This is a genomic window from Streptomyces sp. NBC_00503, assembly GCF_036346895.1.
In the GTDB taxonomy this organism is placed as follows: Bacteria; Actinomycetota; Actinomycetes; order Streptomycetales; family Streptomycetaceae; genus Streptomyces.
Window position 1 is genome coordinate 4,125,743 of the sequence record NZ_CP107855.1, and the last position, 24,375, is coordinate 4,150,117.

23 protein-coding genes are annotated in these 24,375 nt (G+C 72.6%); 4 read left to right on the forward strand and 19 right to left on the reverse strand.

Annotated features, from left to right (window positions below; translation table 11 throughout):
• Positions 1 to 9 precede the first annotated feature (9 nt).
• From OG490_RS19285 to OG490_RS19305, 5 genes are all read right to left on the reverse strand, one after another.
• The gene (locus OG490_RS19285) at positions 10 to 1,488 is read right to left on the reverse strand and encodes a VWA domain-containing protein (protein ID WP_330297537.1); all 1,479 of its coding nucleotides are present in this window, start codon (positions 1,486 to 1,488) and stop codon (positions 10 to 12) included.
• A gap of 332 nt (positions 1,489 to 1,820) precedes the next feature.
• Positions 1,821 to 3,080: a sensor histidine kinase gene (locus OG490_RS19290; RefSeq protein WP_330297538.1), complete on the reverse strand. Its 1,260-nt coding sequence runs from the start codon at positions 3,078 to 3,080 to the stop codon at positions 1,821 to 1,823.
• Between the two features lie 23 nt (positions 3,081 to 3,103).
• Positions 3,104 to 3,811 (reverse strand): hypothetical protein, encoded by a 708-nt coding sequence (locus OG490_RS19295; protein WP_330297539.1) that lies wholly within the window; start codon positions 3,809 to 3,811, stop codon positions 3,104 to 3,106.
• A gap of 210 nt (positions 3,812 to 4,021) precedes the next feature.
• A complete protein-coding gene (locus tag OG490_RS19300) occupies positions 4,022 to 6,049 on the reverse strand; it encodes an FUSC family protein (RefSeq protein WP_330297540.1) in 2,028 nt (675 codons plus the stop codon).
• An 83-nt stretch (positions 6,050 to 6,132) separates the two neighbouring features.
• Positions 6,133 to 6,960, reverse strand: a complete 828-nt coding sequence (locus OG490_RS19305; RefSeq protein ID WP_330297541.1) for a hypothetical protein — start codon at positions 6,958 to 6,960, stop codon at positions 6,133 to 6,135.
• A gap of 160 nt (positions 6,961 to 7,120) precedes the next feature.
• Between OG490_RS19305 and OG490_RS19310 the strand changes: the two genes are divergently transcribed.
• A complete protein-coding gene (locus tag OG490_RS19310; protein ID WP_330297542.1) occupies positions 7,121 to 7,531 on the forward strand; it encodes a hypothetical protein in 411 nt (136 codons plus the stop codon).
• Positions 7,532 to 7,752: 221 nt separating this feature from the next.
• Here the strand turns inward: OG490_RS19310 and OG490_RS19315 are convergent, their stop codons facing one another.
• From OG490_RS19315 to OG490_RS19340, 6 genes are all read right to left on the reverse strand, one after another.
• A complete protein-coding gene (locus OG490_RS19315) occupies positions 7,753 to 7,926 on the reverse strand; it encodes a hypothetical protein (RefSeq protein WP_330297543.1) in 174 nt (57 codons plus the stop codon).
• A 62-nt stretch (positions 7,927 to 7,988) separates the two neighbouring features.
• Positions 7,989 to 8,339, reverse strand: coding sequence for a hypothetical protein (locus OG490_RS19320; protein ID WP_330297544.1), 351 nt, complete (start codon positions 8,337 to 8,339; stop codon positions 7,989 to 7,991).
• 196 nt (positions 8,340 to 8,535) lie between these two features.
• The gene (locus OG490_RS19325) at positions 8,536 to 9,153 is read right to left on the reverse strand and encodes a class F sortase (RefSeq protein WP_330297545.1); all 618 of its coding nucleotides are present in this window, start codon (positions 9,151 to 9,153) and stop codon (positions 8,536 to 8,538) included.
• Between the two features lie 375 nt (positions 9,154 to 9,528).
• Positions 9,529 to 9,705 (reverse strand): hypothetical protein, encoded by a 177-nt coding sequence (locus OG490_RS19330; protein ID WP_330297546.1) that lies wholly within the window; start codon positions 9,703 to 9,705, stop codon positions 9,529 to 9,531.
• Positions 9,702 to 10,574: a hypothetical protein gene (locus OG490_RS19335; RefSeq protein ID WP_330297547.1), complete on the reverse strand. Its 873-nt coding sequence runs from the start codon at positions 10,572 to 10,574 to the stop codon at positions 9,702 to 9,704. The genes OG490_RS19330 and OG490_RS19335 overlap by 4 nt, the downstream gene beginning before the upstream one ends.
• A gap of 37 nt (positions 10,575 to 10,611) precedes the next feature.
• Entirely contained in the window at positions 10,612 to 11,856 is a 1,245-nt protein-coding gene (locus OG490_RS19340; RefSeq protein ID WP_330297548.1) for a 3-oxoacyl-[acyl-carrier-protein] synthase III C-terminal domain-containing protein, read from the reverse strand.
• A 116-nt stretch (positions 11,857 to 11,972) separates the two neighbouring features.
• On the opposite strand from OG490_RS19340, the gene OG490_RS19345 reads away from it, so the two are divergent.
• On the forward strand, positions 11,973 to 13,667 hold the full coding sequence (locus OG490_RS19345; protein WP_330297549.1) for a hypothetical protein: 1,695 nt from the start codon (positions 11,973 to 11,975) through the stop codon (positions 13,665 to 13,667).
• Positions 13,668 to 13,713: 46 nt separating this feature from the next.
• On the opposite strand, the gene OG490_RS19350 is transcribed toward OG490_RS19345, so the two are convergent.
• From OG490_RS19350 to OG490_RS19385, 8 genes are all read right to left on the reverse strand, one after another.
• Complete coding sequence (locus OG490_RS19350; protein ID WP_443065840.1) at positions 13,714 to 14,838, reverse strand: PucR family transcriptional regulator; 1,125 nt, start codon at positions 14,836 to 14,838, stop codon at positions 13,714 to 13,716.
• Positions 14,839 to 14,986: 148 nt separating this feature from the next.
• On the reverse strand, positions 14,987 to 15,523 hold the full coding sequence (locus OG490_RS19355; RefSeq protein WP_330297551.1) for a DUF6584 family protein: 537 nt from the start codon (positions 15,521 to 15,523) through the stop codon (positions 14,987 to 14,989).
• A 101-nt stretch (positions 15,524 to 15,624) separates the two neighbouring features.
• Positions 15,625 to 16,863: an MFS transporter gene (locus OG490_RS19360; RefSeq protein WP_330297552.1), complete on the reverse strand. Its 1,239-nt coding sequence runs from the start codon at positions 16,861 to 16,863 to the stop codon at positions 15,625 to 15,627.
• Positions 16,864 to 17,016: 153 nt separating this feature from the next.
• A complete protein-coding gene (kdpC, locus tag OG490_RS19365) occupies positions 17,017 to 17,652 on the reverse strand; it encodes a potassium-transporting ATPase subunit KdpC (protein WP_330297553.1) in 636 nt (211 codons plus the stop codon).
• Positions 17,653 to 17,656: 4 nt separating this feature from the next.
• Positions 17,657 to 19,756 carry a potassium-transporting ATPase subunit KdpB gene (gene kdpB / locus OG490_RS19370; RefSeq protein WP_330297554.1) on the reverse strand — a complete coding sequence of 700 codons (2,100 nt, stop codon included), beginning with the start codon at positions 19,754 to 19,756 and terminating at the stop codon, positions 17,657 to 17,659.
• The gene (gene kdpA / locus OG490_RS19375; protein WP_330297555.1) at positions 19,753 to 21,417 is read right to left on the reverse strand and encodes a potassium-transporting ATPase subunit KdpA; all 1,665 of its coding nucleotides are present in this window, start codon (positions 21,415 to 21,417) and stop codon (positions 19,753 to 19,755) included. The genes kdpB and kdpA overlap by 4 nt, the downstream gene beginning before the upstream one ends.
• Before the next feature lie 6 nt (positions 21,418 to 21,423).
• Complete coding sequence (gene kdpF / locus OG490_RS19380; RefSeq protein WP_330297556.1) at positions 21,424 to 21,513, reverse strand: K(+)-transporting ATPase subunit F; 90 nt, start codon at positions 21,511 to 21,513, stop codon at positions 21,424 to 21,426.
• Positions 21,510 to 21,653, reverse strand: coding sequence for a hypothetical protein (locus tag OG490_RS19385; RefSeq protein WP_330297557.1), 144 nt, complete (start codon positions 21,651 to 21,653; stop codon positions 21,510 to 21,512). The genes kdpF and OG490_RS19385 overlap by 4 nt, the downstream gene beginning before the upstream one ends.
• Before the next feature lie 282 nt (positions 21,654 to 21,935).
• Here OG490_RS19385 and OG490_RS19390 point away from each other — a divergent pair, with 282 nt between their 5' ends.
• Positions 21,936 to 22,742 (forward strand): SDR family NAD(P)-dependent oxidoreductase, encoded by an 807-nt coding sequence (locus OG490_RS19390; protein WP_330297558.1) that lies wholly within the window; start codon positions 21,936 to 21,938, stop codon positions 22,740 to 22,742.
• 144 nt (positions 22,743 to 22,886) lie between these two features.
• Positions 22,887 to 24,248 carry an aspartate aminotransferase family protein gene (locus OG490_RS19395; protein WP_330297559.1) on the forward strand — a complete coding sequence of 454 codons (1,362 nt, stop codon included), beginning with the start codon at positions 22,887 to 22,889 and terminating at the stop codon, positions 24,246 to 24,248.
• Positions 24,249 to 24,375 lie beyond the last annotated feature (127 nt).

Sequence of the window (24,375 nt, forward strand, 5' to 3'; positions counted from 1 at the left end):
AGGGTCGGGCTAGAACCCGTCGAGGATGCCCTTGAGGAGCGCGGCCGAGGTCAGCTCGCCCGGCGCGGACCCGGCGTGGAAGAAGCCGGCGTTCTCGGCGTCCAGCTTGCGCAGGAAGTCGAAGGCCTTGGCCTCGGGGTCGCCGAAGGCCACGAACTGCCAGTGGATGTCGTGCGCGGCCGCGTCGGCGATCGCCTGGCGGGCGGGCTGACGGTTGTCCGGAGCGCCGTCCGTCTGGAAGACGACGAGGGCGCGGCCCTCCCCGCCGTCCTTCTGGTAGCGGGTGAGGACTTCCTCGACCGCCCGGTGGTAGCTGGTGCGCCCCATGTGCCCGAGCTCCGCGTGGCGGGTCTCGACCCAGGCCTCGTCGTGGCCTTCGAGGGTGAGGTCGGCGGTGCCGTCCACGTCCGTGGAGAAGAACACGGTGTGGACGGTGGCGTTCTCGTCGAGGTGCGCGGCGAGGGCGAGCGCGTGGTCGGCGAGGTACTGCGCGCTGCCGTCCTTGTAGAAGGGCCGCATCGACCCGGACCGGTCGAGCACGAGGTACACGGTCGCCCGCGCCCCGGCCTTGCCCTTGCTCCGCAGGACCTGCCCGGCGGCCTTGTAGGCCCCGGCCAGGGTGGGAGCCTGGCGCTTGACCGCCGCGAGGGCGTGGGCCCCTGCCTCCGGCTTGGGGGCGGGGACGGTTTCGGCCTCGACTGCGACGACCTCGGCGGCCTCGACCTCGGCGGTCTGCGGTTCGACGATCGCGGCTTCGGGCTCCGCGGCTGCCTCCGGCTCGGGCTCTGCTTCGGCTGCGACGGCCTCGGCTTCAGCCTCTGCCGCGACTGCTTCGACGGCGACCGGCTCGGCCTCGGCGGCCAGGGGCTCTGCCTCTGCCTCTGCCTCTGCCTCTGCCTCCGGCTCGGCCTCTGCCTCGACGGCGACGGGCTCGGGTTCGGCGGCTGCGGCCAGGGGGGCGGCCTCTGCGGCTGCTTCCTCCTTCGGCTGTGCCTCCGGCTCGACCGGTTCGGCTTCGGCCTCCGGCGTTGCGGCGGCGGCCGGTTCGGCCTCCGGCTCGGCAGCGGTGACGGCCTCGGCCGCTACGGGCTCCGGCTCGGCCTGCGCTGCGGGCTCTGCCTCGGCCGAGATCGGCTCCGGCTCGGCCGCGACCGGTTCCGGTTCGGGCTGTGCGGCCGGCTCCGGTTCGGCCCCGGCCGCTACCGGCTCCGGGGCGGGCGGGGTGGGCGTCGGGGAGGCCGACGGGCCGGAGGCGTGACGGCGTGCCTCCGGGACGGTCGGGTCCGGGGCCGGGGCCGTCAGGACGGTTCCCGGTTCGCGGTCGCGCGGAGCGGACTGCGGGGGGACGGTGGGGTTGTCGAAGGAGGCCGCGACCAGTTCGGCCGCCGCGTCCAGTGGAGTGCGTTCGGTCTGGCTCGGGAGGGCCGCCGAAGTGGCGTCGGTCGTCTCCGGAACCGGCTCCGTTGGCCTTCCGAATACCTTGCGCAACAAGCTCCGAATACCCATGGGCCAGGCCTTTCGCATGAGTGCGTGCGTCATTTGTCCGTGCTGCGCGGTAGATCCCTGCCCAGAGTGGACACGTAAGGTTATCGGCCCCTTGGCTGGAACTTCGGCAGGGGCACCATTCGTGGCGCCCACGGTCCAAACACACCGGTCAGGGCCCTGAACTGCCGCTCCGACGGGCCGGATTCACCAGCCGTTCATCAGCCCGCCGCCGCTTCGGCTCAACCGCTGCCGGAGCGGAACGTCCCGGGGTGGGTGTTTCACGTGAAACACCCACCCCGCACGCCTGTTTCACGTGAAACATTCACTCCGCACGATCAACTTCCCTCCGGCAGACGCCCCACGGGCAGCTGGAGGGTGGTCACCGCGCCCCCGTCCGGGGCGTTGGAGAACCGCAGCGCGATCTCCAGCACCGCGGCCTGGCCCATCACGATGGTCAGGCCCAGACCGTGGCCGCGACCCCGCCCGGGGTCGCCGGTGCGGAAGCGCTGCGGGCCCTGCTCGATCAGCTCGGCCGGGTACCCCGGCCCGTGGTCGCGGATGGTCACGATCGGACCCTCGACGCTCACCTCGATCGGCGGCTGCCCGTGCTTGGCGGCGTTGACCAGCAGGTTGGCCAGGATCCGGTCCAGGCGGCGCCGGTCGGTGAGCACCACCGTGTCCCGCAGGATCCGTACGGAGACGGCCAGCCGGGTGGAGGCCACGGCCCGTTCCACCGCCCGGCCGAGCTCCATCCGGGCCAGGTCGGCCTGTTCGACGCCCGAGTCCAGCCGGGAGATCTCCAGCAGGTCTTCGGTGAGCAGGTGCAGGGCCTTGAGCCGGTCGTTGATCATCTCCTTGGGCCGTCCCTCGGGCAGCAGCTCCGCCGCGGCCAGTGAACCCGTGAGCGGGGTGCGCAGTTCGTGCGCCACATCGGCCGTGAACCGCTTCTCCGCCTCCAGCCGGTCCTGGAGCGAGCCCGCCATCGAGTCCAGGGCCTGGGCCACGTCCCGTACCTCGTCGCGGGACCGGAACCGGGCCGGTTCCTCCGCGTCGGCGGGGAAGCCGACCCGGGCGTCCAGGTCCCCGGCGCTGATCCGGCGGGCCACGGCGGCGGTGGTGGCGAGCCGGCGGCTGATCCGGTTGGCGAGGAAGAGGCCCGCGAGGGCCACCACCCCGGCGGCGAGACCGGCGGAGGCCAGGATGGCGGTGTCGATGTCCCGGAGCCGGGAGCGGGTGTCCTCGTACGGGAGCCAGACCGCGAGCGCCTGCTGGTCGGCGGGGCCGGCCGCCCACATCACCGGCTTGTGGCCGTACTCGCCGACCATGCTGCCGGTCTGCCCGCGCGCGACCAGCTTCCGCAGCGGCTCCGGCAGGCCGGGCGGATTCAGGTCCACGTTCGCGTCACCGTGTGTGGTGCCGTACTGGTAGTGGTCCAGGGCGTGCTCCAGGTTGCGGATCACGTCCTTGCGGACCTCGCCGGAGATCTGCCGGGAGACGACGTTGTGGACGAGGATCCCGAGCGCGGCGGCGACCATGCAGCACACCGCGGTGGTGGTCATGGCGATCTTCCAGCGCAGCCCGCTCGGTACCCGCATCGTCCGCCCGCCCCGGCCCGTGCTCAGGCCGCGCCCGCCGGGCCGCAGGCGCCGGAGGGGTCATTGGCGTCGGGGCAGGTGTCGAGGGTGAGCTGGGAGAGGTTCATGATCCCGGCCTTCTCGTCCCACACGTAGTCGGAGATGGAGATGTAGGCCGGGTTCGAGGTCGGCTCGCGCACCGCGAGGTGCTCGGCGGCCACCTCCACGCCCTCCAGCACCCCGCGCCGGGACAGGATCCGGGCGATGCGCCCGTCGTCCTGGACGGTGTAGACGCGCAGCTCGCTGAGTCTGCCGTCGAGGTCCAGGGCGGTGATCAGGTCCTCCCGGCCGTCGCCGGTCAGATCGTGGAGCACGCCCGGCCGGACCGGGCAGTCCGGACCGCCGTCCACAGCCTGTGTACAGAGCGCGAGCCGCTGGATCGCGCGCGGGTCGACGAGGCGGCCGGTCCCGCCGTCGCCGGCGGTGGCCGCGGTGATGTCCGCGCGGATGACCTCCAGCGGGTTCACCCCGCGCATGGACTGCTTGCCGACCTTGGGAAGCCCCGGGATCACGGCGGCCGTCCCCGGTTTCTGGCCGGGGTCGGGGGGTTCGGGGCGGATGTTCTTCCACAGGCTCTTGGGTGCGCGGACCGTGCCCAGGTCGCCGTTGCTCTGCAGGCCTTCGACATCGGCGCAGCCCGCGAGGGCGGCCAGGGCCACCAGGGAGAGCGCGCGTCGAAGGATGGGCCTCATGCCCCGATGCTCCCCCGCCGGGGCCGTGGCGGCCCGGGACGCTGGGCCATTGGGGGTACCCGGCGGAACCCAGGCGGTGGCGCCGGGCCCTGGCCCCGGGCCCACGGCCGTCGGGCCTGCGGCCCCGCCCCTGACCGGGCCTGCGGCCCCGGCCTGCGGCCCCGGCCTGCGGCCCCGCCCCTGACCGGGCCTGCGGCCCCGGCCTGCGGCCTACGGGGCTTCGCGCTTCGGGTCGGCGATGGCGCGGGCCGCCGCCAGCTCCTGCCGGACGGGGGCCAGTACCGAGTCCTCGTCCACCGAAGGGGCGACCGGGGGATCCATCAGCTCCGGGCTCTGGACCCTGCGGACGCCGCGGGCCAGGCCGCGCAGGTCCTCGGCGATGGCTTCGGCCTCCGAGGGGAGAGGGGGCTCCGCGCCGTGGTTGACCCGGACCCTGGCCGCGGTGGTCGCGTCGACGATCCGCTCCACGGCCACGACCAGCGGCCACCAGGCGGCCGCCCGGGCCCCGGTCGGCGGCGGTTCGGTCAGCGCCCGCTGGAACTCGCTGCGGACTCCGGACAGCTCCCGGTAGATCCGCCGCCGGGCCTGGAGCCGGGCGGTCCGCGCCGCCCGCAGCCCCGCTTCGGTGTCGGGGTGGCTGCCGAACGCGCGTTCCACGTACCGCGCCGCGTCGTCCACCGTGTCGGCGAGCCGGTCCCCGATCCGGGTGTGCCAGCTCTCGGGCCACAGCAGGTAGCCCGCGACCAGGGTGATGGCGCAGCCGATCAGGCTGTCCAGCAGCCGGGGCCGGATCAGATCGAAGCCCTGGTGGTTGAGCAGGTCGGAGAGCAGCAGGATCACCGGGGTGATCGCGGCGGTCTGGAAGGCGTACCCCTTGACGGAGAAGGCCGGGATCAGCGCGGCGAGGACCATCATCACCGGCACGTCCCACCAGCCGCGCGGCACCTCCGAGAGCACGGCGGCCGCGATGACCAGCCCGGCGGCGGTGCCCAGCGCGCGCAGGACGGCGCGGGAGAACACCGAGCCGAAGTCGGGCTTGAGGACGAAGGTGACGGTCAGCGCGACCCAGTAGGACCGCTCGATCTCCACCACCGACACCAGCGCCTGGGCCAGTCCGATGCACAGCGCGAGCCGCAGCCCGTACCGCCAGGAGGCCTCGGAGAACATCATGTCGCGCACCGCCCGCACGGCCCGGACCCGCAGGGCGGCGGGCCGGCCGAGCCGGTCGTCGACGTTGCGCATGTCCGGATCGGGCGTCAGCACGATGTTCGCCGCGTGGCGCAGGGCCGCGTCGATGGCCCGCTCGGACTGGCTGTCCGGCGCGGGCAGGTCCAGTACGGGGGTTCCGGTGCGGCCCTCCTCGACGGCCGCGGCCAGCTCCCGTACGGCCGCAGGGATCTCTGGGGCCAGGGGCCTGCGCCGCAGGTGCGCGGCGGGCGCTGCCTCGACCAGCGGGATCAGCACGTTCAGCTGGGCCAGCATCCGCACCAGCGCGGGGCTGCGGCCGTGCACCCGGGCCCGGCGGCCGAGCACGAGGTCGTAGGCCTGGTTCAGGGCCTGGGTGACCTGCTGGCGGCGCTCGTCGTAGCGGGCAGAGGGACCGCCGGCGGCCTCCAGCGCGTCGGCCAGCGCCCGGTAGGTGGCGGCCACGGCCGCCCGCTCCGGCTGCCGGCCGCGCAGCGGCCAGCCCAGCAGGGTCAGTGCGAGGACGAACAGCCCGCCCGCGCTCAGCAGCAGCGGGGCCGTCCACCAGGGCTGCGGCATCGGCAGACCGGCGCCGACCACGGCGTTCAGCAGGAGCATCAGCCCGGAGACGGAGGCGACCGTACCGATCGAGGAGATCATCCCGGAGACCAGGGCGATCAGGGTGAGCATGCCGACGGCGACCCAGCCGTGGCCGAAGACGAGGGTGCCGAGCGCGACGCCGACGGCGCCGAAGAGCTGGGGCACGGCGATGTTCAGGATGCGCATCCGGTAGGCGTCGGCGATGTCGCCGATGACCCCGGACAGGGCGCCCATCGAGACGAGCGCACCGTACTCGGGCTCGTCGAGGGCGAAGCCCACGGCCAGCGGGGCGGCCATGGCGATCCCGGCGCGCAGCACGGCGGCCCAGGGGATCGGCGCGGAAGACGGCCGCAGCCCCTTCAGGAGCCAGGCGGGCGGAGACAGCGGGAGGGACCGTCCCGGTCTGTGCCGGGCCCGCCCGGACGGTATCTCTTCGGTGCGTTCGGTGCTCATTCCCGCTTCCGGTTCCGCCGCTCGCGAATCGGTTCTTCTGCGCTGTTGCGCGGATTTACGTGGTAATCCGTACCCTTCCGAGCTTATGGGGTGCGGCGCAGTCGGCCCATCAGCCAGGCGGCCAGGGCCGCGGCGAGTCCGACGGCCAGCACCACCCAGGCGGTGGTCCGCAGGAACGCGGTGAGCGCGTCGTACACGGCCTCGGCGGCCGCCCGGTCCACATCGGCCGGGAGGTCGTCCAGGGTGAGGCGGCGGCACAGCACCACGGCCACCCACAGCAGGACGGCCCCGACCGCGAGCCCCAGCCCGGTGGCCAGCACCGCGCGCCGGCGGCGGACGGCCACGGCGACGGCCGTCGCGGCCAGCACCACGGTCAGCACGGGGAGCCAGACCCCGGCGATCTGCAGCATGTGGAAGCCCTTCCGGAGCGCGCCGAGGTTGTCGTACTCCATGACCTTCACCGACAGGTGGGTCACCGGGATGCGGTCGGCGAGCGGCACCCCGTTGTTGACGAGATCGCCCTTGACCTGTGCGATCACGGGGGCGAGATCGATGGTGAGGGCGTCGCCGTGACCGCTGTTGAGCGCTTCGAGGAAGGCGGTGTGGGCGGCCCGGTTGGCGGCGTCCCAGGCGGTGCGGTAGGCGGGGGTTCCCACGAAGGAGCGCAGCGCCTCCCCGAGCAGGGCGTCGACCCCGCCCTGGAAGGGGCCCGCGTCGATCTGCCCGGACAGGGCGCGCCCGGCCTGGGTGACGACGAGGTTCTGCACGGCGGGATCCGAGGCGAGCGGGGACATGGCCTCGGTGTACCGGTCGGCGTTGCCGAGCTCGTGGTCGGCCCAGTACGCGACGGCGCTCGCGGGCACCAGGAGGGCCACGAGCGCGATGAGTACCGCCGAGAGAATGGTCCGCACGTCACCAGGGAAAGACGGGCGGCCGCCCGGCGCGACCGGGGGTACTGCGGGCGGGTGGCGGCCGGTCGGCGCAGGCCCTCCGCAGGGGTCCGTACGAGTGATCCAGTTGCCGGTCCGGGGCGGCGGGTGTGCCCTGGATGATGGGAGAGAGGAGCCCGTCATGGCACATGCGGCACCCACCGCCCCCGGGCGGCACCGGCAGACGGCCGCCGGAGGCACGACCCACCTGAGCAGGTCCGCCCTGACCCGTCCCCTGCTGATGGGACTCGTCTACGGCGTCTACGCCGCCTTCATGAAGCGCCAGATGGGGCCCGTGGACGCGGGCAACGTCTTCTACGGGATCCTGTGCGGCGCGATCTTCGCCGCCTGCCTGTTCGCCCTGGCCCGGATCGGGCCCCGGCTGAAGCGGGAGCTGCACGCGGCGGCGTACGGAGCCTTCGCGGGCATCTCCTTCGGCTACCTGTACAGCCTGGCGGGCGAGAGCATCTTCAAGTCCTCGGGCATCTCCCTGCTGGTCGGCGCGGGCGTCGCCGCGGCGGCCTTCTACCGCTACTACACGCGGGAGGACTAGCCCGAGGACCGCGTCAGGAGCAAGCCGTCGCGGTCGGTACTTTCGGCCGGGACACTGCGGACGAACGGCCGAGGCGGGCGGACGCCCTCCCGGCGGAGACTGATCGATGGCGCCGGTTCCCGTGCCCCGTGGTCGAACCTCACGTGACCACTCTCCGTTGCCGAGGGCGCGGGAACCGGTGCCGCCTCATGTCCGCTCGCGGACGACGCGGACGGACCGGGCTACTCGGCCGCGGTGTCCGGGCCCGGGGCTTCGGAGGTCGCGGCCGTCTCGGATTCGGAGCGGCGCAGCTGTCCGGCCTGGCCGGGCTGGGTCGCCTGCGGGGCGGACGGGGAGAAGCGGGCGGCCTCGGCGCGGAGCATGGCGTTCAGGGCCAGGTACGGGTCGATGGGCATGACGGAACCTCGCGTTGCTCGGAGTGGGGGGATGCGTGCTGTGGCGTGACCTCTCGGACCGCTCAGCAGCGCAGGACCACACTCCGGACCGGCAGGAGGGAAGCCGTCGGCGCGGCCGTCCCCGTCCGGTGCGAGGCGGCATCCGCGGACCCCACGGCGTGTTTCACGTGAAACACTGGCCGCTGCAGCCCCCGTACGCCCGGGATGTCGCGCTCGCTCACCCGTGCCGCCAGCCGTACCTCGGGATCCCCTGCCGGGTCGGCAGGGCTCTCGGTGGGCTCGGCGGGGGCCGAGGAGGTGGAACGGGGGCCTTCGGCCGATGCGGGGGACAGGCCCCTGCCGGTGCCGAACACGCACAGCAGCACCACGCAGAGCACGGTCAGGGGCACCCTCAGGGCCCTGCTCAGTGCCATCGGCGCATGCCGCGTCCCGCTCATGCGGAGGGTCTGCCCCGGTAGGCGGACCAACTCCCCGCCCGGACTCGAGATCCCCCCGACCGGGGGACGAAGACACCCCCCACGGCTGACAGATGGCCGAGGGGGGTGACTGCTGAACGGGTCCGGGACGCATCCGCTCCCGGGGGCGGTCCCGGGATCGTCCCGGGGTTCGTCAGCGAGGTGTGCGGCGGTGTCCGGTGAGGCGGGCCAGGACGGCGGTCTCGCCGCTGATCAGCCGGAGTTGGGCCTTGCCGGATGCCCCCTCGTGCTCGGAGACCCCGGCGGGCGAGACCCGGTACACGGTGAAAACGGCCGTGCGCCGGTCGGCGCGGGGGATCTCGACCGTCTGCCCGCGCCGGAGCCCGGCGAGACGGAGGGATTCCCCGGAGACCTCGGCGGTGCCGGCCGCGCCCGGGGCGGGACCCGCGGAGTTCCAGACGGCCCCGTCCACCAGGTCCGGCCCGCCCGCCCCGCCCACCGGGGTCCCGCCCGTCAGCGGCACGTCGACCCGCAGGCTCCGGATGACCAGCCGCAGCGGTCGTGCCGCCGGCAGGGGCGCCACCCCCGCGCGCAGGGGCCGCCGGGTGCCCTTGCCGGTGGTGTGCCCGTCCGAATGATCCAGCTGCCGGGCCAGCCGCCGCGGGCCCGACAGCCCCAGCACCCGCGACGGCAGCGCGTCACCGGCGGTGGGCGAGGCGGGCCGGGCTCCCTCGGTGGAGTGCAACACCCCTATCCCGACGATCAGCAGAGTCACCGTCAGCACGCCGACCATCCACTGGGCGCGGGGCATGAGAATCCCTCCTGGTCCGGCTCGGGCGGCCGGGTCCTGAGAGCAGTGGACTCCTCTCCGCGCCCGGGCTCCTCGTGTAACACGAATAACTGACGGCGCGTCACCGTCATGTCACCCCGAGGTGGGACCGTCTTCGCAGATGGCGGCCGGTGGGCCGGGCGGTGACCAGGATGTGGAAGGCGTGCGCCCGAACGGGTGAGAACGTCAAGGCGGGGCCTCGGGCGTGTCGGGTCGGCGGCACGTTCTGCCACATGCGAAAACCTGTCAAGCGGGACGGGGCGACGGAGTGTCGGCGCGAGTTGCGGGGGTGGACCGGGCCGCTTGTCCTTGAGCCATGAATGATCCTTACGCATACGCCCTGGCCATGGGCCCCCGCTACGCCCCGGCCGCCGGGCCCCGCTCCGGGAGCGGTGGCTTCGTCACCGTCAGAGCGCTGCCCAGAACCCGCTCCGCGGCCGCCTCGCGCAGGGCGTCCGCCAGGCCGTCCACCACGTGCCGCTCCCGCCAGGGGCGTTCGGCCGGGTTCCCGCCGGTGGGCGCGGCTGTGCTCACACCCGCTCCGGGGTCCGGTCCGGCGCCCGCTCCGGAGCTCGGGCGAGGGGCCGTGCGGGCGCCGCGGCCCGGGTGAGGTAGCCGGCGCCGAGCGGAGGGAGGGCCAGCTCGGTGGTCGCCGCCGTCGGCTGGAGCGCCGACAGGCGCCGCAGTACCCGTACGGCCAGCTGGGGGCCGAGCGCCCGGGCCAGGGCCGCGGCCTCGACGGGGTGCGCGTGCACCCAGCCGATGTGGCGCAGCCCCGACCAGCCCGCCGCCCCGGCGGCGTCCGCCAGGGCGGCGGCCGTGGCGGTCAGCGGCAGCAGGCTGACGGCCGCCGGAGCCTGCGGGGCCTCCGGGGCGCCGAGCACCGGCAGGGGGCTCGGCCGGGTGGCCTCGGCGACCGCGAGCCGGGTGAACACCGGCCGTGGCAGCTCCGGATGGTCGGGCAGGTCGCTCACGGTCGGAGCCAGGCAGTGCACCCCGGCCGGGAACCCCTCCCGCACGGCCGCGGCGGCCACGGTCCGCCCGGCCGGACCCGTGTCCCCGGTGGTGACCAGGTGGAACGCGGTGGGCCGCGGGCCCGCGGAGGCGAGGGGCAGCAGCGCGGCCACGGTGGCGGCGGGCTGCTCCACGCACCAGACGGCATCGAAGCCGCCGGCGGCCTCCCCGGCCAGGACTTCGGAGGCCCGGCGTGCGTCGAGGCGGGCCGCGAGGAGGTCGACGTACTCGGGATACAGCCCGATCAGCGCGAGCTGACGGGCCAGCAGGAGCCTGCTCTGCCGTACGTCGGTGGCGGTGAGCAGGGTCAGGTGGTGACCGCGGCCGAGCAGTTCGGCGGCGAGCCGGATACCGGTGGGGCCTGCGGCACCGGCGAGGGCGATGTACACGGCGGACTCGTTTCGGAGGAGGTGGGGGCACGTGCTCCTACGCGGTGGCGGTGGTTCTCGCGGCTCGGGAGGCCAGGTCGGGTCCGTCGGCCCGGGCGGCGGCCGGGACCGGCGGCAGGGGCGCGGTGACGGTGACCTCGCCCGGGATCGAGACCCGTACGAGGAAGGCCCCGCGCTCGGGACCCGCGCCGATGACCGAGAAGCAGACGGTGTCGCCCCCGTCGACCAGGCCGTTGACGACATCGGTGTAGAAGAGCACCGGGGTCGCGGAGGTGACCAGATTGCCGAGTTCACGGGCGTGCGCGGGGGCCTTGCGCGCGTCCAGCCCGGCGAGCCGGTGGTAGTCCTCGACCAGCGCCGGCCCGGCCTGGTGGGTGTAGATGCGCTGGACCTCGTCCACGAAACCGGGCCGGTGCGCGTCCATGGTCTCCTGGTTCAGCATCATGCCGCGCGAGTAATAGCGGGCCAGTTCCGGGCCGTTGAGTCCGAATGCGGAGAGCTCGGTGGAACCGGGGAAACCCGGCGGGTGAAGAGCGCCGCCACCCGGGTAATGGATGAGCGGATCACTGAATCCGGGTTCGCCTCCGAAATCGAGGGAATCGCGCGAATAGAAGCCGACGCCGTCGAAGTTTTCGTCCCGCTCGAATACGAGCGCGGTGGCGGCATCGGAGAACAGCGCGCCGGAACACCACAGGGTGTGCGCGAAGGGATGCCCGCCGCCGGAACCGTCTTCGCCCTCGCCGCGGTACTGGGAAATCACGCCGTTGTCGTCGATCCCGATGGGACTGGCGGCGTTGTACGAGATCACCAGCGCGCGTTCGGCCCGCGTCCGGGCGAGATGGGCGGCGACGCGGGAGAGCCCGCCGCAGCCTGCGCCCAGCTGGAAGGGGGGCACGCTGTCGGGGATGCGCAGGCGCCGCAGCAGGTTGAAGGCGTCCTGGTCGAGCATGATCTCGTACGGGGTGCACGTGGCGACGAAGACCGCATCGATGTCGCCGGGCTCCGCGCGGGCCGAGCGCAGGGCCTGGCGGGCGACGTCGACGACGCTGTCGAGCGAACCGAACCGCTCGCGGTCCCAGCTCTTGGAAGCGACCCCGAGGATGCGCTCGATATCGGCGCCGGACACTTCCTCTCCGGCGCGTTTGCGGTGCGGTATGTGCGCGAGCCCGGCCCAGTCCTCGACGGAGATGATGTCGCCGATCTGGGCTCCGACTCCGGAAATCCGATAGGGGAACGAGTACGCGTGCGCGGCGGTGGCGGTGGCCGTTTCCGAGGCAGACATGGGTCTCCGGTCCGTGGAATCCGATGGGAACGGCTCCAGCGAACACCAGGGGGCGCGGCGGAAGAAGGGAATGCGGGGGGCGCAGTGGTGAAAGCGTTGAATGCGGGGTGGCTGCCGTGACCCGCAGACGGGCCAACGAACGGCTGGCGGAGCTGCTGGCCGAGGCCGGGTGGAACGGCGCGGAGCTGGCGCGCGGGGTCAACGCGCTGGGGACGCTGCACGGGCTGGCCCTGCGGTACGACCGGACCGCGGTGGCGCACTGGCTGTCGGGTACGAGGCCTCGGCGGCCCGTGCCCGAGCTGATAGCGGCGGCGCTGACCGACCGCTGCGGGCGCTTCGTGACGGTGGAGGAGGCGGGCTTCGACCCCGCCCCGGGCCTCCGGGGCGCTGCCTCGGGCTCGGGCTCGGGCTCGGGCTCGGGCTCGGGTTCCGGTTCCGGTTCCGGGCCGACCTCCGGTTCCGGTTCGGGTTCCGCTTCCGGACTCGGTGGCGCTGCGGAACCCGGCCCCGACCCCGCCGGGGATGCCCGTCCGGCCACCGCTGCATCCGGCGCTGCCGCCTCCGGCGCGGGGCCGACGGCGGAGGGGCTGCGCCGCCTCGCCCTCCAGGCCCGGGCGGACGCGGACCCGCACACCCGCCCGCCCCTGCTCCGCAGTCCGTACCAGCCGGTCCCGATCGAGGAATGGGAACCGAGCCGGGCCGGGGAGCAGAACCAGGCGGCCCCCGCGCCCCGGCCCGGTTCCGCCGCCCCCCGTGTCGCGGAGCTGGCCGCGCGGCGCCATCTCGCCACGCACGCGGAGCAGTTGCGGGCCCTGGCCGGGAGCTTCTCGGGGCTCTACCTCGCCCATGGCGGTACCCGCACCCGCGCGGCCCTGGCCGCCTGGCTGGCCCAGGACGCGGGGGCCTTCGCCGCACGCCGCTCCTGGACGGGCAGGGCGGGCCGGACGGGCGGGGCGGGTGGGGCGGGGACGGCGGGCCAGGCGGGAACAGGGGCGGGGAACGGAGCCGCCCCGGGCGGCGTGCTCGCGCGGACGCGGGTCTGCGCGGAACACCCGACGGCGGTGGAGGAGGACGTGCTCCGCGGGTACGCGCAACTCACGCACCTGCTCGGAGACATGACCGTGGACGCCGGGTACCACGGGCTCGCGCAGGAGTACCACGCCATCGCCCTCGGGCTGGCCCGGCAGGCGGGGGACCGCCGGATGTACGCCATCACGCTCCGCGCGATGAGCGCGCACGCCGGGCGGCTGGGGCAGCCCGGGTACGCGGTGCGCCTGGCCCGGATGGCGGTGGACACCGCCCCCGCCGACGGGGAGCCCGGGACGCTGGCGTTCCTGCTGGTCCAGCGCGCCGCGGCGCACGCGCACGTGGGGGAGCGGGCGGCGGCCGCCGCGGATCTGGCCGCCGCCGACCTGGTGCACGCACGGCACACCGCGGAGAAACCCGCCGGTCCCTTCGACACGTACGCCCGCGCCGACTTCGACTTCGCCCGGGCCCGGACGCACCTCGCGCTCGGCGAGTTCCTGGCCGCGGTGGAGGCGCTGGAGCGTTCCCTGCGCGGCCGTGCGGTCGGGCAGCACCGGGCCACCGCGCTCACGAACGCCGCCCTCGCGGAGACGCTGCTGCGCCTCGGTCACCTCACCCGGGCGTGCGAACACTGGCGGGCGTTCCTCACGGCCGTCCCGGCCGTGCAGTCCCGCGCGGTGCACGAGGCGCTCGGACGGCTCCTGCGGGACCTGACCCCGTACCGGCGGATGAGGGAGGCGGTCCCGACCGTCGCGATGGCGAGGGCGCTCGCCGAGAGGCTGTAGCGGCCGAGGAGCGCTGAAGAACGGCCGGGGAACGGGCGTGGAGCGGCTACAGCGGCCGCTCCGGCCAGTTCAGCAGCCGGGCCCCGATCACCGCCGTCTGGAGGGTGTAGCGCTGCACCGGGTCGCCGGGGTCCGTTCCCGTCAGCCGGTGGATGCGTTCCAGGCGGTACGTCAGTGCGCGCACGCTCAGGTTCAGCCGCCGGGCCGCCGCCGCGCCCACGCAGCCGGAGTCGAAGTACGCGGTCAGCGTGTCCAGCAGCGGACCGGCTCCGCCGCGGCCCGCTTGCAGGGGGCCCAGGACGGTCGCCACCAGGTCGGTCATGGCCGCCCGGTCCCGCGCCAGTACCGGAAAGACCAGCAGGTCGGCGGAGCGCAGCACCGGGCCCTCGAGGAGGAGGCGGTCGGCGAGGTCGAGGGCGTTCAGGGCCTCCTCGTACGAGGTCACGACCCCGCCCGCGCCCGGATGGGGTCGGCCGATCGCGACGAGGCCCCGTTCGGCCACGGCGGCGTACGCGTACTTGGCGAAGTGTGTGAGGAGGTCGTCCTGGTCGCCCGGCGCCACGCAGATCAGCTGGCCGTCCTTGGTGGCGAGCAGGAACGTACGGTGGCCGAACCGCCCGGCGAGGGCCAGTTCCACCTGCCGGATCGCCGCGCCCGTGTCCTCGTACGACTCGGGTCCGCGCGCCACCGCCACCGAGTGCGCCTGTGCCAGGTGCAGGCCGAAACGGTCGGCCCGCGCGCTCAGCCGGCCCAGGTCGCTGCGCCCGAGGAGCAGGTCGTCGATGAACTCCCGGCGGGCCGCTTCCTCTTGGCGGACCGCGAGCCGCTGGGACCGCTCGTAGCCCTCGGCGAAGGCGTCGACGGCCTGTTCCACCGCCGCGAGCACGTGGTGCGCGGCGATCCGGCCGGCCAGTGCCTGCCGGGTCACGGCCAGGTGTGCGCCGATCAGCGTGCGCAGCCCGTACCCGGCCTCGGCGGCCCGTTCGCCCTCCGCGCGCCGGGCATCGAGCTCGTCGCGGCCGGGGCGGCGGCCGGTGTCCGCGGCGTGCCCGAGGATCCGGACGTAGCCGTCGAGGTACTCCTGGGGGACCTCCGTGCTCTTCGTGGTCCCCGCGGCCCCGGCAGCCCTGGCGGTCCCGGGGACCCCGCAGGTTCTGGCCATCCCGGGCATACGAGATATCCGGGATATCTCCCGACCTTCCGTCACACCATCCCCCGCGCGTCGACCAAGGGGTCCATTCTTGCTGGTCGCAGGCGGTTTCCGGCTAGAGCCGGGGAGGAATTCCGTAGGCGAGCCCGAGGAAGACGGACGTCAGGACTCAGGACTTGTCGGCCCAGAGCGCAATCAATCCGTTCACCCAGACCGCGAGGAACGCAAGAACCCCCACCAGGCCGCCGACGCACGCCAGCACACCGACGACCGTCCACGGCGCGGAGGACGCCTCCTGCTGCCCCTCCGGGCCGTCCAGGTAGGAGGCGGGGTCGTCCCAGTCGACGGGGTGCCCCAGCTCCTCGGCGCGGGCGGTCCGCACCGCGACCAGCTGCCCCATCGCGAAGGAGGTGGCGGCCATCGCCTCGGGGCCGCGCCAGGCGAGGGCCTTCATGTGCCGTCCGAGAAACCCGTACCTCGCCTCGAAGGCGGCGGTCTCGTCGGGGTCGCGGTCCTCTTCGAGGTACATCCAGCGTCCGGCCTCGGCGGATTCGCCGTAGAGCCGGTACACCTCGGCCAGGCGCCGCCGGAGCGTCAGGTCGTGGGGGAAGGACGAGACGAGACCGCGCAAACGCTGGCGCGCGACGGGAATCCGGCCGGCGGCCAGGTCCGCATCGACTCGGGCAAGGGTCTCTCTCAGGGGCATGAACACATGATTGGGTACCGCACTGACCCGCGTCGACCTCGTTCGCGCTCAGTCACCACTGGCTACGGGGACGAGTCCCGGCATGATCCGAAAGAGACGGCCTAGGCCCCCTTCCGGAGCGTGCGCTCCAGGCGCATCATCCAGACCGTGGCCCAGACCAGGGCGAAGACGGCCAGCACGCGGGTGGCGGCCGCCATGCCGAAGGCGGCGGCCAGCGGGCCGATGGCGAGGGCGGAAATGCCCTGCAGACCGGCGGCGAGTCCGAAGGCCAGGACCATGATCCGCCCCCGGATGTGGTCGGGGCTGGCCACCTGTAGGCCGTTGAGCGAAAGGATCCCGCAGGCCCCCACTCCTACGTGGCCCACCGCGGCGGCGGCCATGCCCAGGGCCAGGTGGTCGGCCTGGGCCAGGGCCAGGTATCCGGCCCCGAAGACGGCCAGGCCGCCCGAGGTCACGTAGAACCGCCGGTGCTGCGAACCACCGGCGAGCCGTCGGCCGACGAAGGGGCCGAGGACGGCTCCGACGCCCTGGGCCAGGTACAGGGCGCCGACCCCGGACTCCCCGACGTGGAAGCGGGCCAGGGCGTAGACGGGCAGCAGTCCGACCATTCCGTAGGAGAGCCGCAGTCCGGCGGTCAGCCACAGGTACGCGACCACGGCGGGCGTGGCCCGTACGAAGCGGCCCAGCTCCGCGGTATCGGCGCGGACCCGCATCCGGTGGTCGGGGGCATCCGTCGCGAACGGGCTGCGGATCCTGGCGACGAGGAGGGCGGAGACGGCGAACGAGGCCGCGTCCACGAGCAGCGTGACGGAGGCGCCGCCCACCGCGGCGACCAGCCCGCCGAGCCCGGCGCCGACCAGCAGCCCGCCGGAGTACACGGCGCCGAGCGCGGCCTGGGCCGCCGGCAGGTCCTGGTCGGCCACCAGGTTGGGCAGCACGGTCTCGGGGAGCGGGCTGGACACGGCGGCGAACGCCGACAGCAGGGCCAGACAGCAGAACGCGAGCGGCACCGACCCCAGCCGCAGGGCGGCCAGCAGCCCGAAGACCGGCACCACCGCGCCGAGATCGCAGGCGATCCGCAGCCGCCGCCGGTCGAAGCCGTCGGTCAGCGGGCCGATGAGCGGGACCAGGGCCACCCGGGGCAGGGAGTTGACGGCGAACAGCACCGCGGTCAACGCGGCCGACCCGGTCTGCCGGTACACGAACCCGCTCAGCGCGACCAGGGTGAACCAGTCCCCGGTCAGGCTGAACGCCGAGGCGCAGAGCAGCCGCCGGAAGTCGGGATTGGCCCGAAGCAGTGCGGGGAGGCGGGTGGGAGGTGACGAGGGCGGTCCGGGCATCTCCGGCCGCCGGATCAGCGCACCCGGGTCATGACCGGTCCGCCCGGACGCCGCCCGACCAGAATTCGCACCCGCGACAGTCCGCAGTCCGTGTATGAGCTCCCCATGAGCGTCAGTAGAACATCCGGTCTCCCGGCCGGAACCGGGAGTTGGCTACTTCTGGGCGATGGCCTTCAGCGCCGTGTTCAGCTCCAGGACGTTGACGCGGGGCTCTCCCATGAAGCCGAGCGTGCGGCCCTCGGTGTGGTCCGCGACCAGCTTCTCGACCGCCGCCACCGGGAGGCCGTTGCGCTGTGCGACGCGGTGGATCTGGAGGTCCGCGTAGGCCGGGGAGATGTTGGGGTCCAGGCCGGAGCCGGAGGAGGTGACCGCGTCCGCCGGGATGTCGGAGAGGCGCGGGGTCCAGCCGGGGACGGTGTTGTCGAGCAGGGCCTTGGCCTTGGCCTCCTGCACCGACTTCAGGAGCTCCGGGCTGTCCGCCGCCTTGTTGGTGGCTCCGGAGACCAGCAGTTCGTACTGCGTGTTGAGGGTGTTCTTCCCCAGGCCCGCCGCCGGGCGGCCCTGGAACCAGCGCAGGTCGTCCCCGTACGACTGGCCGATCAGGGAGGAGCCGACGGTCTTGCCGGTCGCGTCCTTGATCTCGGAGCCGTTGGCCTTGGTGGGGAAGGCGGCCTGGGCGATGCCGGTGATGGCCAGGGGGTAGAGGACCCCGCAGAGGACCGTGAGGACGAGCAGGGCTCGCAGGCCGGCGCCGATCAACCGTGCGGTGTTGCCTACAGAGTTGTTCATAGCCTTAGCCGATCCCGGGGATGAGGGAGACGATCATGTCGATGAGCTTGATGCCGATGAACGGGGCGATGAGGCCGCCGAGTCCGTAAAGGGTGAGGTTGCGGCGGAGCATCTTGTCGGCGCTGGTCGGCCGGTACTGGACGCCCTTGAGGGCGAGCGGGACCAGGGCGATGATCACCAGCGCGTTGAAGATGACGGCCGACAGGATCGCGGAGTTCGGCGAGGACAGGCCCATGACGTTGAGCTTGTCGAGGCCCGGGTAGACCACCGCGAACATGGCCGGGATGATCGCGAAGTACTTCGCCACGTCGTTGGCGATGGAGAAGGTGGTCAGTGCGCCTCGGGTGATCAGCAACTGCTTGCCGATCTCCACGATTTCGATGAGTTTGGTGGGGTTGGAGTCCAGGTCCACCATGTTCCCGGCCTCTTTGGCGGCCGAGGTGCCGGTGTTCATGGCTACGCCGACGTCCGCCTGGGCGAGGGCCGGGGCGTCGTTCGTGCCGTCGCCCGTCATGGCCACGAGCTTGCCGCCGGCCTGCTCCCGCTTGATGAGGGCCATCTTGTCCTCGGGAGTGGCTTCCGCGAGGAAGTCGTCCACGCCCGCTTCTTCGGCGATGGCCTTCGCGGTCAGCGGGTTGTCGCCGGTGATCATGATGGTCTTGATGCCCATGCGCCGCAGCTCGTCGAAGCGTTCGCGCATGCCCTCCTTGACCACGTCCTTGAGGTGGATGACACCCAGGACGCGGGCGCCCTTGTCGTCCTTGACGGCGACCAGCAGCGGGGTGCCGCCGGCCTCGGAGATCCGGTCCGTGAGCGCTTGGGCGTCCTCGGCGACCGTGCCGCCCTGCTCCTTGACCCAGGCGACGACCGAGCCGGTCGCCCCCTTGCGGGTCTGCTTGCCGTCCACGTCCACGCCCGACATGCGGGTCTGGGCGGTGAACTCGATCCAGGTGGCGTGCGCGAGCTCGCCCTGGTGGCGTTCGCGCAGACCGTACTTCTCCTTCGCGAGCACCACGATCGAGCGGCCCTCGGGGGTCTCGTCGGCGAGGGAGGACAGCTGGGCGGCGTCGGCGAGTTCGGCTTCCGTCGTGCCCTTGACCGGGACGAATTCGGAGGCCTGGCGGTTGCCGAGGGTGATGGTGCCGGTCTTGTCGAGGAGGAGGGTGGAGACGTCACCGGCGGCTTCCACCGCGCGCCCCGACATGGCCAGGACGTTGCGCTGGACCAGGCGGTCCATGCCGGCGATGCCGATGGCGGAGAGCAGCGCGCCGATGGTGGTGGGGATGAGGCAGACCAGCAGGGCGGTGAGCACGATCATCGACTGCTTGGCGTGCGCGTACATCGCGAAGGGCTGGAGGGTGACGACGGCCAGCAGGAAGACGATCGTGAGGGACGCGAGCAGGATGTTGAGCGCGATCTCGTTGGGCGTCTTCTGGCGGGCCGCGCCTTCGACGAGGGCGATCATGCGGTCGATGAACGTCTCGCCGGGCTTCGTCGTGATCTTGATGACGATGCGGTCGGAGAGGACCTTGGTGCCGCCGGTGACGGCGCTGCGGTCTCCGCCGGACTCGCGGATGACGGGGGCCGATTCGCCGGTGATGGCGGATTCGTCGACGGATGCGACGCCTTCGACTACGTCTCCGTCGCCGGGAATGATGTCTCCGGCCTCGCAGACCACGAGGTCGCCGATACGGAGCTCCGTGCCGGGCACGGTCTCCTCGACGGCGCCGTTCAGGCGGCGCGCGACGGTGTCCGTCTTGGCCTTGCGCAGGGTGTCGGCCTGGGCCTTGCCGCGGCCCTCGGCCACGGCCTCCGCGAGGTTGGCGAAGATCGTGGTCAGCCAGAGCCAGCCGGTGATCGCCCAGCCGAAGAGGTTGCCCGGGTCGGATATGGCCAGGGCGGTGGTCAGTACGGAGCCGATCAGCACCACGAACATGACCGGGGACTTGACCATCACGCGCGGGTCGAGCTTCTTCACCGCGTCCGGGAAGGACTTCAGCAGCTGCTTCGGGTCGAAGATCCCGCCGCCGATCCGGGCCTTCTCGGGCTTGTGACCGCTGGGCAGGTCCCCGTGCGGGGCACGGGTGGGGGTGATGGTGCTCATGAGGCGAGCCCTTCGGCGAGCGGGCCCAGCGCCAGCGCCGGGAAGTAGGTGAGGCCGGTGACGATGATGATCGTGCCGACGAGGAGGAAGGTGAACAGCGGCTTCTCGGTGCGCAGGGTGCCCGCGGTCGCGGGGACCGGCTGCTGTTCGGCGAGCGAGCCGGCCAGCGCGAGGACGAAGACCATGGGCAGGAAGCGGCCGAGCAGCATCGCCAGTCCGGTGGTCGTGTTGAACCACTGGGTGTCGGCGTTCAGGCCCGCGAAGGCCGAGCCGTTGTTGTTGCCGGCCGAGGTGTAGGCGTAGAGGACCTCGGAGAAGCCGTGCGCGCCGCCGTTGGACATCGAGTGCACGGGCGTGGGCAGGGCCATCGCCAGGGCCGTGAAGCCGAGGACCAGCGTCGGGGTGATCAGGATGTAGCAGGCCGCGAACTTGATCTCGCGGGTGCCGATCTTCTTGCCCAGGTACTCGGGGGTCCGGCCGACCATCAGGCCCGCGATGAACACCGCGATGATCGCCATGATCAGCATGCCGTAGAGCCCGGAGCCGACGCCGCCGGGGGCGATCTCGCCGAGCTGCATGCCCAACAGCTGGATTCCGCCGCCCAGTCCCGTGTAGGAGGAGTGGAAGGAGTTGACCGAGCCGGTCGAGGTCAGCGTCGTGGCGACCGAGAAGATCGCGGAGGCTCCGATCCCGAAGCGGGTCTCCTTGCCCTCCATCGCCCCGCCGGCCGCCTGGAGCGCCGGGCCGTGGTGGCTGAATTCCGTCCACATCATCAGGGCGGTGAAGCCGAGCCAGATGGTCACCATCGTGGCGAGGATCGCGTAGCCCTGGCGGACGGAGCCGACCATGCGGCCGAAGGTGCGGGTCAGGGCGAAGGGGATGAGGAGGATCAGGAAGATCTCGAAGAGGTTCGAGAAGGGGCTCGGGTTCTCGAAGGGGTGGGCGGAGTTGGCGTTGAAGTAGCCGCCGCCGTTGGTGCCCAGCTCCTTGATGGCCTCCTGCGAGGCGACGGCCCCGCCGTTCCACTGCTGGGTGCCGCCCATGAACTGGCCGACCTCGTGGATCCCGGAGAAGTTCTGGATGACCCCGCAGGCCACCAGCACCACCGCGGCGATCACCGACAGGGGCAGCAGGATGCGGACGGTGCCGCGGACCAGGTCCGACCAGAAGTTGCCGAGCTCGCCGGTACGGGAGCGCGCGAAGCCCCGTACGAGGGCCACGGCCACCGCCATGCCGACCGCGGCGGAGAGGAAGTTCTGTACGGCCAGGCCGCCGGTCTGGACGAGCGGGCCCATGGCCTGCTCGCCGGCGTACGACTGCCAGTTCGTGTTCGACACGAAGGAGGCGGCCGTGTTGAAGGCCTGGTCCGGCTTGATGGAGGCGAAGCCCAGCGAGCCGGGCAGGCCGCCCTGGACGCGCTGGAGGAGGTAGAGGAAGAGGACGCCCATCGCCGAGAAGGCGAGGACCCCGCGCAGATAGGCGGGCCAGCGCATTTCGGCCGACGGGTTGGCGCCGATGGCCTTGTAGATCCACTTCTCGGGGGCCCAGTGCTTCTCCGAGGAGTAGACGCGGGCCATGTAGTCGCCCAGCGGGCGGTAGGAGAGGGCCAGGGCCGCGATGAGCGCGAGCAGCTGGAGCACCCCGGCAAGAACGGGACTCATCGGGGCTCAGAACCTCTCCGGGAACACGAGGGCGATGACGAGGTAGCCCAGCAGCGCCACGGCCACCAGCAGGCCGATGATGTTTTCGGCGTTCACAGCTTGGCCACCCCCTTGGCGACGAGTACCACCAGTGCGAAGACCGCGATCGTGGTGACGACGAAGGCCAGATCGGCCATCGTGAGCTCCCGGGGATTTCGAGGGCGGGGGTGCTTTTCAGGACACCTCTTGTCGGACATCTCTGAGTGGAACGCCTGTCAGGGGGTCGCACGGACACCCTTGACGGGGCCCATACGCCCGGAGGTGCGGCTTTTACGGGTCCCTAACACCGTGGATGGTGCCGATGCGTGCCGTTCGCTCAGGGTAGGCAGGTATGTACCGATTCGCCCGATGGTGGGCGATGTGAAGGCCCGCTTCGAAGGTTTGGATTCCGGATAGCGGAAACTCACTTCCGACATACGGGATCCGCGCTATGCTCCGGCCGTCCCGCACACGGAAATCCCCCTGCCAGGAGGAACGCAATGCCCGAGCAGACCCCCGCAGCCCCGGCCGAGACCCGCGTCGCCCTCATCACCGGGTCGTCCTCCGGCATCGGCGCCGGGATCGCCCGCAGACTGGCCGCGGCCGGCATCCGGGTCGTCCTGAACTCGGCGCGCAGCGAGGACGCGGGCAAGGCGCTCGCCGCCGAGCTGCCGGACGCGGTCTACGTACGGGGAGACGTCGCCGACGCCGCCGACGCGCGGCGGATCGTGCAGACGGCGATCGACGCGTACGGGCGCCTGGACATCCTGGTCAACAACGCGGGCGTCACCCGGTTCATCCCCCTGGGCGATCTGGACGCGGCCGATGCCGACGCCTGGCGCGAGATCTTCGAGGTCAACGTCGTGGGCACCTGGCAGATGATCACCGCCGCCACCCCCCACCTGCGGGAATCCGCGGAACGCGCCGCCGCTGCTCCCGATTCCGACGCGAAGCCCGGTGGCGCCTCGATCATCAACATCTCCTCCGTCTCCGCCACCCGCGCGCTCGGCAGCTCCATCCCGTATGCGGTCAGCAAGGCGGCGGTCAACCACATGACCCGGCTGCTGGCCTCCCAGCTCGGACCGGCCGTCCGGGTGAACGCGATCGCGCCCGGGCTCATCGACACCCCCTGGTACGAGGGCGCGGACGAGGTCTGGGAGAGCTCGCGCGAGTGGATCACCGAGAACACCCCGCTGCGCCGGGTGGGCACGCCGCAGGACGTGGCCGAGGCCGCGCTCTACCTGGTCGACGCGGCCTACACGACGGGCGACGTCCTCACGGTCGACGGCGGTCGACACATCGTCTGACCGGCGGCCGGCACGTCGTCTGACCGGCCTCCGCCGCGCCGTCCGACCGGCCGCCGACCCGCCCGCAGCCCCGTTGACCTCGGCCCCCGCACGCAGATCCGTACACGGAGAGGTATCCACATGCCGGACAACTACGCTCGATCCATGAACGCAGAAGCCGACGCCCTCGCCGCCGCCAAAGCCGCAGTGAAAGATGCCGACCGCAAGCACGTCTTCCACTCGTGGTCGGCCCAGGAGCTCATCGACCCGCTCGCCGTCGCCGGCGCCGAGGGCTCGTACTTCTGGGACTACGACGGCAACCGCTACCTCGACTTCTCCAGCGCGCTCGTCTACACGAACATCGGCTACCAGCACCCGAAGGTCGCCGCCGCCATCGCCGAGCAGGCGGCGAAGCTCTGCACCGTCGCGCCCGGATTCGCCGTGGACGTGCGCTCCGAGGCCGCCCGGCTGATCGCCGAGCGCACCCCCGGCGACCTCGACAAGATCTTCTTCACCAACGCGGGTGCCGAGGCCGTCGAGAACGCCGTCCGCATGGCCCGGCTGCACACCGGCCGCCCCAAGATCCTCTCCGCGTACCGCTCGTACCACGGCGCCACCTCCACCGCGATCAACCTCACGGGCGACGCGCGCCGCTTCGGCAACGACACCGCGACCGCCGGGGTCGTGCACTTCTGGGGGCCGTTCGCCTACCGCTCACCCTTCTACTCCGCCGACGCGGCCGAGGAGTGCGCGCGCGCCCTGCGCCACCTCGAGGACACCATCGTCTTCGAGGGCCCGCAGTCCATCGCCGGAATCATCCTGGAGACCGTCGGCGGCGCCCCCGGCGTCCTCGTGCACCCCGAGGGCTACCTGGCGGGCGTGCGCGAGCTCTGCGACCGCTTCGGCATCGTCTTCATCCTCGACGAGATCATGGTCGGCTTCGGCCGGACCGGTAAGTGGTTCGCCTCCGAGCACTGGGACGTCACCCCCGACCTGATCTGCTTCGCCAAGGGCATCACCAGCGGCTACGTCCCCCTCGGCGGCGTGGCCATCTCGGCCGCCATCGCCGAGACCTTCGCCCGCCGCCCCTACCCGGGCGGGCTGACGTACTCCGGGCACGTGCTGGCCTGCGCCGCGGCCGTGGCCACCGTGAACGTCATGGAGGAGGAGGGCATCGTCGAGCAGTCCGCCCGCACGGGCACGGAGCTGCTGGGTCCGGGGCTCGCCGCGATCGCCGAGAGGCACCCGTCCGTCGGGGAGGTCCGGGGCATGGGCACCTTCTGGGCCCTGGAGCTCGTACGGAACAAGGAGACGCGCGAGCCCCTGGTCCCGTACAACGCGGCCGGGGCCGACAACGCCCCCATGGCGGAATTCGGCGCGGCCCTGAAGAAGGCCGGGCTGTGGCCGCTGATCGCGGGGAACCGCCTCCACGTCGCGCCGCCGTGCAACGTGTCGGCCGAGGACGTGGCGAAGGGGCTGCGGATCATCGACGAAGCCCTGACCGTCGCCGACGCACACACGGTCTGACCTGCGCAGATCGTACGGTTGCCCAAGTCGTGGGTGCCTGTTCTCGGAGGATTCGCTCCCTTACGAACGGCATGTGAACGTGCTGGAATCAACAGGCACCTACGGACCGGGATGCACGTCAGTCCCG